This window comes from Rhodococcus sp. GXMU-t2271, assembly GCF_041414735.1.
Lineage (GTDB): Bacteria > Actinomycetota > Actinomycetes > Mycobacteriales > Mycobacteriaceae > Rhodococcus > Rhodococcus indonesiensis.
The window spans coordinates 1-13,174 of sequence record NZ_JAUIZP010000046.1 but is presented as its reverse complement, the minus strand read 5'-3'; the positions used below and the strand labels follow the sequence as shown (position 1 = coordinate 13,174).

General features: G+C 68.6%; 15 protein-coding genes and 1 pseudogene. 12 read left to right on the top strand and 4 right to left on the bottom strand.

Annotated elements, in window-relative coordinates; all coding sequences use genetic code 11:
• The 4 genes and pseudogenes from QYS60_RS18090 to QYS60_RS18075 form a co-directional block, all read left to right on the top strand.
• Positions 1-336: pseudogene (locus QYS60_RS18090) on the top strand (glucose-6-phosphate dehydrogenase (coenzyme-F420)); the annotation flags it as partial.
• Positions 337-368: 32 nt separating this feature from the next.
• Entirely contained in the window at positions 369-743 is a 375-nt protein-coding gene (locus QYS60_RS18085) for a WhiB family transcriptional regulator (RefSeq protein ID WP_003934553.1), read from the top strand.
• Positions 674-1,366 carry an AzlC family ABC transporter permease gene (locus tag QYS60_RS18080; protein WP_054373196.1) on the top strand — a complete coding sequence of 231 codons (693 nt, stop codon included), beginning with the start codon at positions 674-676 and terminating at the stop codon, positions 1,364-1,366. The genes QYS60_RS18085 and QYS60_RS18080 overlap by 70 nt, the downstream gene beginning before the upstream one ends.
• Positions 1,359-1,688, top strand: a complete 330-nt coding sequence (locus tag QYS60_RS18075; protein WP_371383831.1) for a branched-chain amino acid transporter permease — start codon at positions 1,359-1,361, stop codon at positions 1,686-1,688. The genes QYS60_RS18080 and QYS60_RS18075 overlap by 8 nt, the downstream gene beginning before the upstream one ends.
• Here the strand turns inward: QYS60_RS18075 and QYS60_RS18070 are convergent.
• Positions 1,658-2,884: a glycosyltransferase 87 family protein gene (locus QYS60_RS18070; RefSeq protein WP_289382440.1), complete on the bottom strand. Its 1,227-nt coding sequence runs from the start codon at positions 2,882-2,884 to the stop codon at positions 1,658-1,660. The genes QYS60_RS18075 and QYS60_RS18070 overlap by 31 nt on opposite strands.
• A gap of 236 nt (positions 2,885-3,120) precedes the next feature.
• On the opposite strand from QYS60_RS18070, the gene QYS60_RS18065 reads away from it, so the two are divergent.
• The 3 genes from QYS60_RS18065 (at position 3,121) to QYS60_RS18055 (ending at position 5,616) form a co-directional block, all read left to right on the top strand.
• Complete coding sequence (locus tag QYS60_RS18065) at positions 3,121-3,528, top strand: helix-turn-helix transcriptional regulator (RefSeq protein ID WP_054373198.1); 408 nt, start codon at positions 3,121-3,123, stop codon at positions 3,526-3,528.
• Between the two features lie 83 nt (positions 3,529-3,611).
• A complete protein-coding gene (locus QYS60_RS18060) occupies positions 3,612-4,040 on the top strand; it encodes a VOC family protein (protein WP_054373199.1) in 429 nt (142 codons plus the stop codon).
• Between the two features lie 145 nt (positions 4,041-4,185).
• Positions 4,186-5,616 carry a DUF4185 domain-containing protein gene (locus QYS60_RS18055; RefSeq protein ID WP_371383830.1) on the top strand — a complete coding sequence of 477 codons (1,431 nt, stop codon included), beginning with the start codon at positions 4,186-4,188 and terminating at the stop codon, positions 5,614-5,616.
• Positions 5,617-5,644: 28 nt separating this feature from the next.
• On the opposite strand, the gene QYS60_RS18050 is transcribed toward QYS60_RS18055, so the two are convergent.
• Positions 5,645-6,136, bottom strand: coding sequence for a MarR family winged helix-turn-helix transcriptional regulator (locus tag QYS60_RS18050; protein ID WP_371383829.1), 492 nt, complete (start codon positions 6,134-6,136; stop codon positions 5,645-5,647).
• Positions 6,137-6,290: 154 nt separating this feature from the next.
• Here QYS60_RS18050 and QYS60_RS18045 point away from each other — a divergent pair, with 154 nt between their 5' ends.
• The 4 genes from QYS60_RS18045 (at position 6,291) to QYS60_RS18030 (ending at position 10,192) form a co-directional block, all read left to right on the top strand.
• Entirely contained in the window at positions 6,291-7,316 is a 1,026-nt protein-coding gene (locus QYS60_RS18045; RefSeq protein ID WP_289382390.1) for a substrate-binding domain-containing protein, read from the top strand.
• An 80-nt stretch (positions 7,317-7,396) separates the two neighbouring features.
• Positions 7,397-8,035 carry an AmiS/UreI family transporter gene (locus QYS60_RS18040; protein ID WP_289382386.1) on the top strand — a complete coding sequence of 213 codons (639 nt, stop codon included), beginning with the start codon at positions 7,397-7,399 and terminating at the stop codon, positions 8,033-8,035.
• A 42-nt stretch (positions 8,036-8,077) separates the two neighbouring features.
• The gene (locus QYS60_RS18035) at positions 8,078-9,115 is read left to right on the top strand and encodes an aliphatic amidase (protein WP_003934543.1); all 1,038 of its coding nucleotides are present in this window, start codon (positions 8,078-8,080) and stop codon (positions 9,113-9,115) included.
• Between the two features lie 21 nt (positions 9,116-9,136).
• Complete coding sequence (locus QYS60_RS18030; protein ID WP_371383828.1) at positions 9,137-10,192, top strand: AAA family ATPase; 1,056 nt, start codon at positions 9,137-9,139, stop codon at positions 10,190-10,192.
• Between the two features lie 94 nt (positions 10,193-10,286).
• Here QYS60_RS18030 and aztD read toward each other — a convergent pair whose 3' ends face one another.
• A complete protein-coding gene (gene aztD / locus QYS60_RS18025) occupies positions 10,287-11,525 on the bottom strand; it encodes a zinc metallochaperone AztD (RefSeq protein WP_371383827.1) in 1,239 nt (412 codons plus the stop codon).
• Positions 11,526-11,644: 119 nt separating this feature from the next.
• Between aztD and QYS60_RS18020 the strand changes: the two genes are divergently transcribed.
• Complete coding sequence (locus tag QYS60_RS18020; RefSeq protein ID WP_003934540.1) at positions 11,645-12,832, top strand: AAA family ATPase; 1,188 nt, start codon at positions 11,645-11,647, stop codon at positions 12,830-12,832.
• On the opposite strand, the gene QYS60_RS18015 is transcribed toward QYS60_RS18020, so the two are convergent.
• On the bottom strand, positions 12,786-13,174 hold a 389-nt coding region (locus QYS60_RS18015), incomplete at its 5' end, for a sigma-70 family RNA polymerase sigma factor (protein ID WP_371383826.1). The genes QYS60_RS18020 and QYS60_RS18015 overlap by 47 nt on opposite strands.

Sequence of the window (13,174 nt, the reverse complement as noted above, 5' to 3'; positions counted from 1 at the left end):
GACAAGATGATCGAGATCAAGATCTCCTACGACACCGATCCGGAGCGGGCGTTGGAGAACTGCCGGTTCTGGGCGCCGTTGTCGCTGTCGGCGGAGCAGAAGCACTCGATCGACGATCCGGTGGAGATGGAGGCGGCGGCCGATGCGTTGCCGATCGAGCAGGTGGCCCGGCGGTGGATCGTGGCGTCGGATCCGGACGAGGCGGTCGAGCAGGTCGCCGCGTATGTGAAGGCCGGGCTGAATCATCTGGTGTTCCATGCGCCGGGGCACGATCAGCGGCGGTTTCTGGAGTTGTTCGAGCGTGATCTGGCGCCGCGCCTGCGTGCGCTGGCCTGACGCGGCTCAGCCGCCCTACGAAGGGAGAACCTATGCCCGCGCCCAAGCTGTTGATGCTGCCCCCGGCGATCACGGAGTCCTGGGACTGGCAGCTGCAGGCCGCCTGCCGGGACGCCGACGCCGCGACGTTCTTCCATCCGGAGAACGAGCGTGGGGAGGCGCGCACCGACCGCGTCCGCGCCGCGAAGCGAATCTGTCAGTCCTGTCCCGTGCTGACCCAGTGCCTCCGGCACGCACTCGAGGCCGGGGAGCGGCACGGCATCTGGGGTGGGATGTCGGAAGAGGAACGTCGCATCCTGCTGCGCAGGGCGAGCAGGTCACCCCATAGCCTGGAGCCATGGCAGATGGCCGTCGCTCCGAGATCCGCACTGGTGTCCGCGACTCCTGGGCAGTCGGTCTCGGCCTGATCCCGCTCGGCCTCGCATTCGGGGTCGTGCTCACGCAGGCGGGCTTCGACTGGTGGTGGGCGCCGCTCTTCTCGACGGTGATCTATGCGGGTTCGATGGAGTTCCTCGCCGTCGGCCTGATCGGTGCGGTGACTCCGGTGGCGTCGATCGCGGCAGCGACTCTGCTGGTGAACTTCCGCCACGTGTTCTACGGCCTGTCCTTTCCACTGGAGAAGATCCGTAGCCGGCTCGGTCGGGCGTACGGCGTCTACGCCCTCACCGACGAGACCTATGCCATCGTCGCCACCAAGCGCCGCGACGGGCTGACCGGCGCGCGGATGCTTGCGGTCGCGGCGACGTGCCAGTTGCTGTGGGTCGCATCCGGGACCGCGGGCGCCCTGCTCGGAGCGGCGCTGCCCGCGGGATTGTCGGGCCTCGAGTTCGCCCTCACGGCGTTGTTCGCCGTGCTCGCGCTCGACGCATTTCGTCTCGGGCGCGATCTGCCGGCGTCGGCCGCCGCACTGGTGTGTGGCCTCGTCGGGATGACCGTGTCGAAGGACGGCATGTTGGTGATCTCGCTGGGCCTGTTCGTCGCGTATCTGCTGTTGCGGTTCGTCTACCGCAACAAGGTGGCCCGTGCCTGAGTCGGTACCGGGCGCCGGCTACGTCGTCGGTGCCCTGATCGCGATGTTCGTCGTCACCGTGGGTCTGCGGGCGGTCCCGTTCGCCGCGCTCGCCCGGCTGCGGGAGTCGGACGTGGTGGGCTACCTCGGCGGCGCGATGCCGGCCGGGGTGATGGTCATCCTGGTGGTGTACACCCTGCGCGACGTCGGGCCGGCGACGTGGCTACCGGCGGTGCTGGGTCTCGCCGGGACCGTCGCGGTGCACCTGTGGCGGCGGAGTGCGGCGTTGAGCACCGTCGCCGGAACCGCGATCTACGTCCTGGCCGGGGCGTTCTGGAGCTGAGCGGGGCGAGCGCCGGCCGGTGCCGGCACCGTGCCGGGACGGCGGGACCGTGCCGCGACGACCGCCGCGACGAGTACCGCGAGACCGGTGACGCACTGCGCGTTGCCGAGGGTCTGCTGGATGGCCGACTCGACCCAGCCGTGCGTGGAGGTGTCCTCGAGCAGGTAGTTGGGTCCGACGAGGAAGACCAGCGCGGCCGGCAGCAGCACGGGCCACCACGAGCGGTACCGCGGAGCCAGTGCGACCGCGACGAGCAGCACGCTGTAGGCCCAGTGATGCGTGACCGCGATGGGCGCCGCCAGCAGGGTCGCGAGCGCGATCACACCGAGCGCGACGACGTGCTCGCCCGATCGGGTGAAGCGGTGGGCGGCCCACAGCGCCCCGAGGACGACGAGTGCGACGCCCGCGAGCCAGACTGCGGTGTAGGCGTGACCCTCGAGGCCCAGCCGGGCAAGCAGCCCGCTGAGCGCCTGATTACGGAAGAAGTCCTGATTCCCGGCCCGGTCGGTGGCCCAGGCCTCGGTGGTCCAGAAGTACACGGAGGACTCCGGGCGGAGCCAGTACGCGAAGCCCGCCACGGCGAGGAACGCGCCGAAGGCACGCGCCGCCGACGGCATGTCCCGGCGGAGCAGGAACAGCACACCGAACGCGGCCGGGGTCACCTTGATCGCGGCGGCGAGGGCGATTCCGACGCCGCGGAACCGCTGCGGGATCACGCCGAGGACGTCGGCGACGACGAGGGCCATGAGGAGGATGTTGATCTGCCCGAACAGGAAGTTGGAGTGGATCGGTTCGAGCCAGAGCGCCACGCCCAGACCGGCGGTCGCGACCAGGTTCGCGCGACGGACGTCCATGTGCTCGAGCGAGACCTTCAGCACCCACCACACCAGGCCGATCAGCCCTGCGGTCCACAGCACCTGCATCAACGTCGCGTTCAGCAGGGGCAGCGGGGCGAAGAGGAACGCCGCGAACGGCGGATAGATGAAGCGGAACCCCGAACTGGTGTGGAAGCCCTCGGTGTAGAGGGGGGTGTGGTGCAGGAACGCCCACCCCGCGTCGCGGAAGACGGACAGGTCCATCAGGTATCCGGTGACAGCGTTCTCGAGGTGGATGCCTGCGACCACGGCCGACACGAGCAGCCCTGCCCCCACGAGCAGCGAGTACCCGGGCCGGGCGCGAACTTCGGACAGCAGCACGGACGATCACCTCCGCTTGTCGGGACAGGAACTCTCGGATACGTTACACAATCGTTGCCTTCGGGGCCGGATACGCGGGTTGCCCGGCCTCCCAGCAGGTTTCCGGTCGCTTTGTCCTGTTCGGGTGGTTCCGGCGTGTGGCGTGCGTCATGGCGTCGCGATGAAATCACCGTTTCTACTCCGTGGCGTAGACACGGGCAGAAACTCCTGTCGTGGGGCGCTGCGATACTGGCCGCATGTCGCGCCGCGTGCCGGAGGAGCTTCTGCCGCACCTGCGCCGGGCCCGTGATCTCGCGGACCGGGAGTACGCGCAGCCTCTCGACCTCGCCGGGCTCGCCGCCGCCGCGGGGGTCTCGAAGTACCACTTCCTGCGCTGTTTCACCGCCGTGTACGGCAAGACGCCCGGGGTCCACCTCACCGAACGCCGCATCGAGCGGGCGCAGGATCTGCTGCGCGCGACGAACCTGACCGTGACGGAGGTCTGTCACCTCGTCGGGTACAGCAGCCTCGGGTCGTTCAGCACCAGGTTCCGTCAGCTGGTCGGTGTCACCCCCAGTGAGTATCAGGCCGCGTTCGCCGAGTCCGGGGCGCCTCGCATCCCGGGCTGCTGGGTGTTCATGCACGGTCTGAGCGACCTCCGCTGAACTCCGCAATTTCGGAGAAGCTTGCACCGTGCCCGTCGCTCTACCGTCGAGACGTGCCACATCACCGATCCGGAGGACACGCCATGATCACGAACATTTCCCTGGTGACCCTCTATGTCACCGATCAGGACGCGGCGAAGAAGTTCTACCTCGACACGCTGGGGTTCGTGGAGACCGCCGACGTGACGATGGGTGAGGGCTTCCGCTGGGTGACCGTCGCGCACCCGGACCACCCGGAACTCGAGGTGACGCTGATGGTGCCCGGCCCACCCCTGAACCCGGACATGGCCGAGGCGATTCGTCGCGCGCTCGCCGACGGCACCATGGGCGGCTTCGGGCTCCGCACCGCGGACTGCCACAAAACGTACGAGGAGCTCACGGCCAAGGGGGTCGAGTTCACCCAGCCGCCGTCCGAGCGGCCCTACGGTGTCGAGGCCGTGTTCCGGGACAACTCGGGCAACTGGCTCGTGCTGGTGGAGCCCCGTGAGTACACGCCCGGGGACTTTCGTTGATTCGGAATTCTTCGGGATTCTCGCAATGCCCCGAGACAGGGATATAAAGACGCATATCCGCGTGCGGCGCCGTCGCGCCGCCGTGGCGGTACCCTCCTGTGCGGCGCCGGTCCGGCCGGCGACGTGACGCACGGGAGGGGAACCCATGAGACGGCAGGCGCCGGCGATCGCGCTGCTCGTCGCGGTGCTGGCGGCGACGCCGGCCCGCGCCGACGAGCCCGCGACGGACGGGGTGCCGGGGAGCGGCCCGTGTGCGAGCGACACGTGGCAGCACGAGTCGGTGATCCCGAAGGACCTCGACATCCCGGTGCCCTATCCGGTGATCACCACCGTGCCGTACCCGGCGCCGGAACCGGACCCGGTGCGGATCGATCCACCGCCGCTGCCGGTCGATCCGTGCACGGATCCGTGCCCGGACCTGACCGACGAGCCGGTTGATCCGGATCCGGTCTTCCCGCGGATCGCCTTGAAGCCCAGTCCCTTCCACCTCGGCATCCCGGTGCCCGGGGAGGGCGCCGCGCCGCCGCCACCTCCGGCGCCCGAGGCCCCGCCGATCGAGCCCGCCGCGCAGATCCCCGCGCCCCCGGCGCCGCGGGTCGTCGAGGTCACCACGGTGGCGAAGCAGACCGGTGCCGGGTCCGTCAATCGGACGGACAAGCGCTGGCAGGTGTACGGCACCGATCTCGGCCTCATGTGGGAGTCGGAGCCCGGCCGGATCGCCGTCGCGTTCGGTGACACCGTCGGCAAGGGCTTCCATCCGCCGGGCGGGCAGGGCGGGGACTGGCGCAGCAACGTGCTGGCCTTCTCCACCGACCGCGACCTGACGGATGGGATGAGCTTCGATTCGATGATCCAGGACTCGCGGTGCCACGCCGCGGAGATCCTCGGCAGCCGCAAGCTCGACAACGTCGAGATCACCACGATCCCGACGTCGGGATTCGCGATCGGCGGCCGCCAGTACCTGACGTACATGTCCATCCGGACGTGGAACAGCATCCCCGGCACGTGGTGGACCAACCACGGCGGCATCGCATACTCGGACGACGGTGGTTCCACCTGGGTCAAGGATCCGCATGCGAAGTGGGACAACATTTTCGGGGTCACCAACTTCCAGGTGGCCGCGGCGGTGCCGGCGCACGGCTACGTGTACCTGTTCGGCACCCCGAACACCCGGCTCGGCTCGGTGGCACTGGCCCGGGTGCCCGAGGACCGGGTGCTCGAGCCCGGCGCCTACCAGTACTGGCGCGACGGGACCTGGACGCCGGTCGGCGGATACACCGCGGCGACGCCCGTCGTGCACGGTCCCGCCGGAGAGTTGTCCGTGCGCTACGACGCCGCCGCGGACCGCTGGCAGATGACGTACCTCGACACCGCCGAGGCTGCGATCGTCGTGCGCGAGGCCGCGTCACCCCAGGGGATGTGGTCGGAGAGCGCACGCCTGGTCGGGGTGGAGCAGCACCTCGAGCTGTACGGCGGATTCATGCATCCGTGGTCGACGGACGAGGACTTGTACTTCATGCTCTCGACGTGGTCGGACTACAACACCTTCCTGCTGCGAGCGAGGCTCGAGCGTTGAGCCCCGCGCACCTGCCCCGGACCGAATGTCACATCGGGTCGATTCGATCGAACCCATGTGACATTCGGCCACGAGGTTCGCGGGTGGTGGCCTCCTCCAACGTGGCGAGGATCGGGTGCACGTCACTGGGCAGACCACCCGGAAGTGGTCCCGGCCATGCCTGCTCGACGTCGCGCACGGACGCGGAGAGACGGTCGAAGAGTTTCCTGCCCCGCACACTCGGATAGACCCGGGTCTTCCGGCGATCGTGGGCATCGGCCTCGCGGTACACCGCCGCGACGGAGACCAGGCGGTCGACGACCCGGGTGAGTGTCGGCGCCGGGGTGTGGGTCCGATCGCGCAGTTCGGCCATGGTCAGTCCCGGCCGGACCGCGAGTGCCTCGAGCACGAGGAAGTGGTCCATGTTGAGTTCGTCGGAGGAGAGGACCGCCTCGATCGACTGCGTGGCGAGGCGTGCGGCGAGGACGAGCGCGGTCGTCGCAGATGCTTCCCTCGATGTGGCAACACCTTTGTCCGACATGACAGCCCCCGAGCTATTGCACAGTCCACGTCTCACCAATAATACTTCCAAGTGAAATGATAGCCGACGTGCGGGTCGTGACCCGCGGTGCCGTGGGGGCACCGACGTGAGCGCGTTGCTCGATCGTGCACGCGCGTCGCAGTGGCGTGTGGCCATGGTGGTACCGCTGCAGGGGCCGGCCGGTCTGTTCGGCCCGTCCTGCGAAGCGGTGAGCGAGTTGGCGGCGCGCGACCTGAATTCGGCGGGTGGCGTCCTCGGTCGCGAGGTCTGTGTCCAGATCGTCGACGGGGGTGGCGACCCTCGGCAGATCGCCGCCGAGATTCGTCGTCTGGTGGCCACCCGTTCGATCGATGCGGTCAGCGGCTGGCACATCTCGTCCGTGCGTCATGCCATCGCCCCGGTGGTGACCGGCCGCGTTCCGTACGCCTACACCTCCCTCTACGAGGGCGGCGAGAGTCGTAGTGGCGTCTACTGCTGCGGTGAGACCCCCGCGCAGCAGATCGGACCTGCGCTGAAATGGTTGCGGGAGAACGTGGGGACGCGTCGGTGGTTCGTCGTCGGGGACGACTACGTGTGGCCCCGCGGTTCTCTCGGTGCGATACGCATGTTCGCGCGCGAGTTCGACCTGCAGATCGTCGGCGAGTCGTTCGTCGACCTCGGGCGCGCCGACATGACACATGTCGTGGACGCGGTCGCGGCTTCCCGGTGCGACGGGGTGGTGATGCTCCTGGTCGGCCAGGATGCTGTCGAGTTCAACCGGGCCTTCGCGCGGCGAGGGCTCGCCGACCGGGTCGTCCGATTCAGCCCACTCATGGAAGAGAACATGCTGCTTGCGAGTGGGCCGGCGGCGACGAAGAACCTCTACGTCGCCGCCTCCTACTTCCGGTCCTTGGCCGGCGCCGACGCGATGGATCTGCTCACCGGGTACGTGGCGATGCACGGGCCGCACGCGCCCGCGCTGAACAATGCCGCCGAGTCCTGCTACGAAGGCATGAACACGTTGGCCGGTCTCGTGGCCCGCGCCGGAACGGCGGATACGGCCGCTCTCGACGACGTGGTGGACGGGGCGGCGTTCGACGGACCTCGAGGCACGGTCGAGTTCCGAAACGGAGTGGCTCGGCAGCGGATTCACCTGTCCATTGCGGACGGCGTCGACTTCGAGGTTCTGACGGCGCTCTGACGGACACCCGTTGACATGTGTGGCGCCGGCCACTACTTTCATTCGAAACAGTTTCATTTGGAAGCAATGAGAGGTCTCCGGTGGGCAATGTCGGTTTGCTGTACGTGGGAGCGGTCCTCCTCGTCAACGGGTTGATGCTTCTCTCCGTCGTACCTGCCAGGTCGGCCGCGGTGTTGAACCTGTTCGTCGGCGCGCTGCAGTGCGTCATCCCTACCGCCCTGCTGATCCAGGCCCAGGGGGACGCGGCGGACGTTCTGGCCGCATCCGGCCTGTATCTGTTCGGGTTCACCTACCTGTACGTGGGAATCGTGAACCTGGCCGGACTCGAGCCGCAGGGTATCGGATGGTTCTCCGGCTTCGTCGCGGTTGCCGCCCTCGTCTACTCGGCGGTGTCGTTCACCGTTGTCGGCGACCCCGTATTCGGGGTCATCTGGCTCTCGTGGGCGTTCCTGTGGGCGTTGTTCTTCCTCGTTCTCGCGCTCGGGTTCGACGGACTCACCCGATTCACGGGTTGGGTCGCGATCCTCCTCAGCCAGCCGACATGTACCGTCCCGGCGTTCCTCGCCTTGACCGGTAGCCTCCACACCACCGCGTTCGCCGCGGCCGGTTGGGGGTCGGTCCTCGCCGTCCTCGTGGGAATCGCCGCTGTGCTCGGCTTCCCCGCATCGTCTCGTCTCGACGAAAAGCCTTCCCCCCAATACGGTCCCGTCCACAACTGAACTCGGCGAACTCGCCGGGCGAACTCGAAGAAGGAGCACGATATGCGACACGGAGACATATCCTCCAGCAGCGACACGGTCGGCGTGGCGGTGGTCAACTACAAGATGCCGCGCCTGCACGACAAGGCCGGGGTACTCGACAACGCACGACGCATCGCCGACATGATGATCGGGATGAAGTCGGGTCTGCCCGGACTCGACCTGGTGGTGTTCCCCGAGTACTCGACGCAGGGCATCATGTACGACGAGCAGGAGATGTACGCGACTGCAGCGACCATCCCCGGCGACGAAACGGCCATCTTCTCGGCGGCGTGCCGGGAGGCCGACACGTGGGGTGTCTTCTCGATCACCGGTGAGCAGCACGAAGACCACCCGGCCAAGCCGCCGTACAACACCCTGATCCTGGTGAACAACCGGGGCGAAATCGTCCAGAAGTACCGAAAGATCCTGCCCTGGTGCCCCATCGAGGGCTGGTATCCGGGCGACACGACTCACGTCACCGAGGGCCCGAAGGGACTGAAGATCTCCCTGATCATCTGCGACGACGGCAACTACCCGGAGATCTGGCGTGACTGCGCGATGAAGGGCGCCGAACTGATCGTGCGTTGCCAGGGCTACATGTACCCCGCGAAAGACCAGCAGGTGCTGATGTCGAAGGCGATGGCGTGGGCGAACAACTGCTACGTCGCCGTCGCGAACGCCGCCGGATTCGACGGTGTCTACTCCTACTTCGGGCACTCGGCGATCATCGGATTCGACGGACGCACCCTCGGTGAGACCGGGGAAGAGGAGTACGGCATCCAATATGCCCAACTGTCGGTCTCGGCCATCCGCGACGCTCGCGAGAACGACCAGTCGCAGAACCACCTCTTCAAGCTGTTGCACCGCGGCTACTCGGGTGTCCACGCCGCCGGCGACGGAGACAAGGGGGTCGCGGACTGCCCGTTCGAGTTCTACAAGCTGTGGGTGACCGATGCGCGGAAGGCTCAGGAACGTGTCGAGGCCATCACGAGAGATACGGTGGGAGTGGCCGACTGCCGAGTCGGCTCGCTCCCCGTCGAAGAGACCGCCGAGGCGTAGCCGCGGATGCCGGGAGCCCAGATGCCCTATCTCACCGACATGTTCCACGACCAGAATCGCACGCGGGTGAAGATCGCGGAACCGGCCGACGCCCCAGCGGACAAGGGTGATCCGACGACGCTGTCGCACCGGCTCAACGCCTGCATCGTCGGGCAACGGCCCGCGGTCGACGCGGTCGTCCGCGCCGTGTCGCTGGCACGGGTAGGCGCGCACGACCCGACCCGACCCCTCGCCAACATCCTCCTCGTCGGGCCCACCGGCGTCGGCAAGACCGAACTCGTCCGCCGAGTCGCGGCGGAGTTGCGGTCCGGGCCCGACGACATGTGCCGGATCGACATGAACGCGCTCGCCCAGGAGCACTACGCCGCCTCCTTCTCCGGAGCACCACCCGGGTACGCCGGCAGCAAGGAGTCGTTCACGCTGTTCGACAGGAGCAGGATCGAAGGTGACCCGTACACCCCCGGAATCGTGCTCTTCGACGAGGTGGAGAAGGCAGACACCACCGTTCTGCGAGCGCTCCTGCAGATCCTCGATCACGGGGAACTGCGGCTCGCCAACGGCCAGCAGACGATCTCGTTCCGCAACAGCTACGTGTTCCTCACGTCGAACCTCGGATCCCGCGAGGTGGCGCGAAGAAGACGCGCCCTGTGGGCGCGGTTGGCTCGCCGCGCAGGATGGGGGCTACGGTCGGAGGGCAGCCGCGTCGTCGTTCGGAATGCGGTGGAACGATTCTTCGATCCCGAGTTCTTCAACCGCCTCGACGACACGGTGGTGCTGAACGAGTTCGACGACCGGACGGCCGAGGAACTGACGCGCCGGGAGATCGAGATCGTCACACGTCGACTCGCCCGCCGAGGAATTGTGGTCGACATCGGATCCGACGTCGTCGCCCTGGTGTGCACCCGAGGATTCGACCCCGTCTACGGAGCACGAGGACTCCGGCGCACCATCCGGAACCTGGTGACCGAACCGGTAGCAGCAGCGGTGCTCGAGCATCGCCCGCACGGTTCCGCACGACTGACTCTGTCGGTCACCGTCACCGACGGCGAGATCCGCGTGACCCCCCGAGCCCCCTGACCCCCCGAGCCCCCTGACCGCCCCCGACCCCGGCCGAATGTCACACCGGTTCGATGACATCGAACCGGTGTGACATTCGGCCACAGGCACGAGGCTAGGTGCCGGTGATCTCGTTGGGGGTCTGCGGCAGGGACGCGGTCTGCACCTGGGCGGAGTCGAGATCGACCGCGTGCAGTGCGTTGTTCGCCGGGTCCGTGACGTAAGCGGTGTGACCCTGCACGTACAGGGCCGGGCGCGGCGACTGCCATTCGTCGGGTTCGGTCCACGGGGCGAGAACATCGATGCGCCGCACCGCCGCGCCGCTGTTCTGGTCGATCACGTGCAGCGCGCCGTCGGTGCCCAGGACGAGCGCCTCACCGTGGGGTCCGCGTCCGAGCGAGCGGAACGTGTAGCTGGTGCCGAGGTCGACGAGCCGTAGCTCGCCGGTTCGGGTATCGGTGAGCGAAACGCGCTGGGGTCGTTCGAGTTCTGCGTCCGGATCGCTCTTGTAGTCGCCGAGAACGACGGCGGATTCCTCGGATCCGGCCTGGTTTCCGATCCGGCCGTACGGATCCGGCGAGGCGACCTTGGTGATCGTGCCGTCACGGTAGACGAGCAGGCCGTCCTCGCAACCCAGCACGACGGTCTCGTCGGCGGCGACGGCCTCGCCGTGCACGCCGGGGCACTGCTCGTTGCGGGTGAGCTCCCGGCGTTCGGCGTCGAGCACGACGATGCCGCTGCGGGATTCGCTGTCGCCGAGGGTGACGATCAGGCTGCCGTCGGCCAGCGCCACCGCCACGCCGTGGTGCGCTTCCGGGGCGGTGTAGGTGTCGGCCCGGGGCTTGCCGTCGGCGAGCTCGGAGGGGTCGAGGATGTCGATGCGGCCGGTGCCGTCGTCGAAGAGCACGGTCCGGCCTGCGTGCCGGACGACGTGCCCGGGCTTGGTGGCGGCGAACTCGACGTCGGTGAGAGCCGGAGTACCTGCGTAGTGGTGCGCGTGGTCGCCGTGGGGTTCGGACCAGCTGCCGGTGTCGAGGGCGCGGAAGCCGCCGGTGGTGGAGACGAACACGTGCCGGCCGTCGCCGGCGGGGGCAAGTCGGTTGAATCCGTCGAGTGGCAGATCGGCGACGACGTCGAGGTCGTTCGCGTCGAGGACGAGGATGCCGCCGTCGTAGGTGACGGCGAGCCGGGGCTCGGCGGCGGCGACTTCGGCGGGTGCGGCGGAGGTGGGAGCGGGCGCGGCGGTGTCGTCGGCGGTGGAGGTGGCGCAGCCGGCCACGAGCACGGTGGCGCAGCCGGCCACGAGCACGGTGGCCGGCCCGGCGGTGAGCGCGAGACTTCGGGAGGACTTCATGCCGGAACATGTACGCTTTATTGCAAACGAATGTCAAAGTCTATTATGCGAATGCGCGCATCCGCGACACGCGGCGGAAGGAGGGAGGTGTCCGTGCGCAGCGCCGTTACCATCGACCGATGGACCCGGTCCGCAACCCGTACGCTCCCGGCGCGGGGCAGCGTCCGCCCGAGCTCGCCGGCCGGGCGAAGCAGCTCGACGCCTTCGACGTGGTGCTCGAACGGATCGCCCGCGGCCGGCCCGAACGCAGTGTCGTGCTCACCGGGCTGCGCGGCGTCGGCAAGACGGTCCTGCTCAACCAGCTTCGCTCCGCGGCGATCTCGCGGAGCTGGGGTACCGGCAAGATCGAGGCCCGGCCCGATCAGGACCTGCGCAGGCCGCTGTCGTCGGCGCTGCACATGGCGGTGCGCGAGATCGCTCCGGCCCACCCGCATCCCGAATCGGTCGAGTACTTCCTCGGCGTGCTCAAGTCGTTCGCGTTGCGGGCGACCGCGGACAAGGGCATGCGCGAACGGTGGCAGCCCGGCATCGACGCGCCCGCGGTCAAGGGACGTGCCGACACCGGCGACCTCGAGATCGACCTCGTCGAGCTCCTGATCGACGCCTCCGGGCTCGCCCGCGACGTGGGGGTGGGCATCGCGCTGTTCGTCGACGAGATGCAGGACCTCGGCGCGGCGGACATCTCCGCGATCTGCGGGGCGTGTCACGAACTGAGCCAGGACGCGGCGCCCCTCATCGTGGTCGGCGCCGGGCTGCCGCACCTGCCGGCGGTGCTCTCCGCGTCGAAAAGCTACTCGGAGCGGCTGTTCAGCTACCACCGGATCGACCGGCTCGACCGCGACTCCGCCGACGTCGCGCTCCTCGCGCCGGCCGAGCGTGAGGGCGTGACCTTCACGGCGGAAGCCCTCGACGCGCTCTACGAGACCGCCGACGGATATCCCTATTTCGTCCAGGCCTACGGCAAGGCGACGTGGGACGTCGCGGCGACGAGCCCCATCACCGCCGACGACGTGCGGGTCGGGGCACCCGCTGCCGAAGAGGAACTGGCCGTCGGGTTCTTCGGTTCCCGGTACGAACGCGCCACACCCGCCGAGCGCGAGTACATGCGCGCCATGGCCGACCTCTCCGGCGACGACGGTCCCGTCGCGACGTCGAAGATCGCGGCCGAACTCGGCCGCAAGCCGGCGTCGCTGTCGCCCGCCCGCGACGGGCTCATCAAGAAGGGGCTCATCTACTCCGCCGAGCGGGGCTTCATCGGATTCACCGTGCCGCACTTCGGACGGTATCTGCGCGCTCAGCACGACTGAGCTGCACCCGGATTCGCTGCAGGGCCCGGTGCTGGGCGATCCGGACCGCGCCGACCGACGTGCCGAGCAGCGCGGCGGTGCGTTCGGCGCTGTAGCCCTGCAGGATCCGCAGCTGCACCACGCGGCGCTGCTGCTCCGGCAGCAGCGCGAGTTGCCGGCGGACCGCGGTACGCAGTTCCTCGTCGAGGACGCCCTCCTCCGGACCGGGGCCGGCGACGTCGTGCAGCGGTGTCACGGTGCGCGCGGCCTTGCGCCGGACGTCCGCGACCTTGTGCGTGGCGATGCCGAATGCGAAGCGCAGCAGCGACGCACCGCGATCCTGGTAGCGCGGGAGTGCCCGTG

What these genes read in the sequence shown, in the direction of transcription:
- QYS60_RS18085 (WP_003934553.1), top strand. Translation starts at nt 369, where the DNA reads ATGCCCGCGCCCAAGCTGTTGATGCTGCCCCCGGCGATCACGGAGTCC.
- QYS60_RS18080 (WP_054373196.1), top strand. Translation starts at nt 674, where the DNA reads ATGGCAGATGGCCGTCGCTCCGAGATCCGCACTGGTGTCCGCGACTCC.
- QYS60_RS18065 (WP_054373198.1), top strand. Translation starts at nt 3,121, where the DNA reads ATGTCGCGCCGCGTGCCGGAGGAGCTTCTGCCGCACCTGCGCCGGGCC.
- QYS60_RS18060 (WP_054373199.1), top strand. Translation starts at nt 3,612, where the DNA reads ATGATCACGAACATTTCCCTGGTGACCCTCTATGTCACCGATCAGGAC.
- QYS60_RS18055 (WP_371383830.1), top strand. Translation starts at nt 4,186, where the DNA reads ATGAGACGGCAGGCGCCGGCGATCGCGCTGCTCGTCGCGGTGCTGGCG.
- QYS60_RS18050 (WP_371383829.1), bottom strand. Translation starts at nt 6,136, where the DNA reads ATGTCGGACAAAGGTGTTGCCACATCGAGGGAAGCATCTGCGACGACC.
- QYS60_RS18045 (WP_289382390.1), top strand. Translation starts at nt 6,291, where the DNA reads ATGGTGGTACCGCTGCAGGGGCCGGCCGGTCTGTTCGGCCCGTCCTGC.
- QYS60_RS18035 (WP_003934543.1), top strand. Translation starts at nt 8,078, where the DNA reads ATGCGACACGGAGACATATCCTCCAGCAGCGACACGGTCGGCGTGGCG.
- QYS60_RS18030 (WP_371383828.1), top strand. Translation starts at nt 9,137, where the DNA reads ATGCCCTATCTCACCGACATGTTCCACGACCAGAATCGCACGCGGGTG.
- aztD (WP_371383827.1), bottom strand. Translation starts at nt 11,525, where the DNA reads ATGAAGTCCTCCCGAAGTCTCGCGCTCACCGCCGGGCCGGCCACCGTG.
- QYS60_RS18020 (WP_003934540.1), top strand. Translation starts at nt 11,645, where the DNA reads ATGGACCCGGTCCGCAACCCGTACGCTCCCGGCGCGGGGCAGCGTCCG.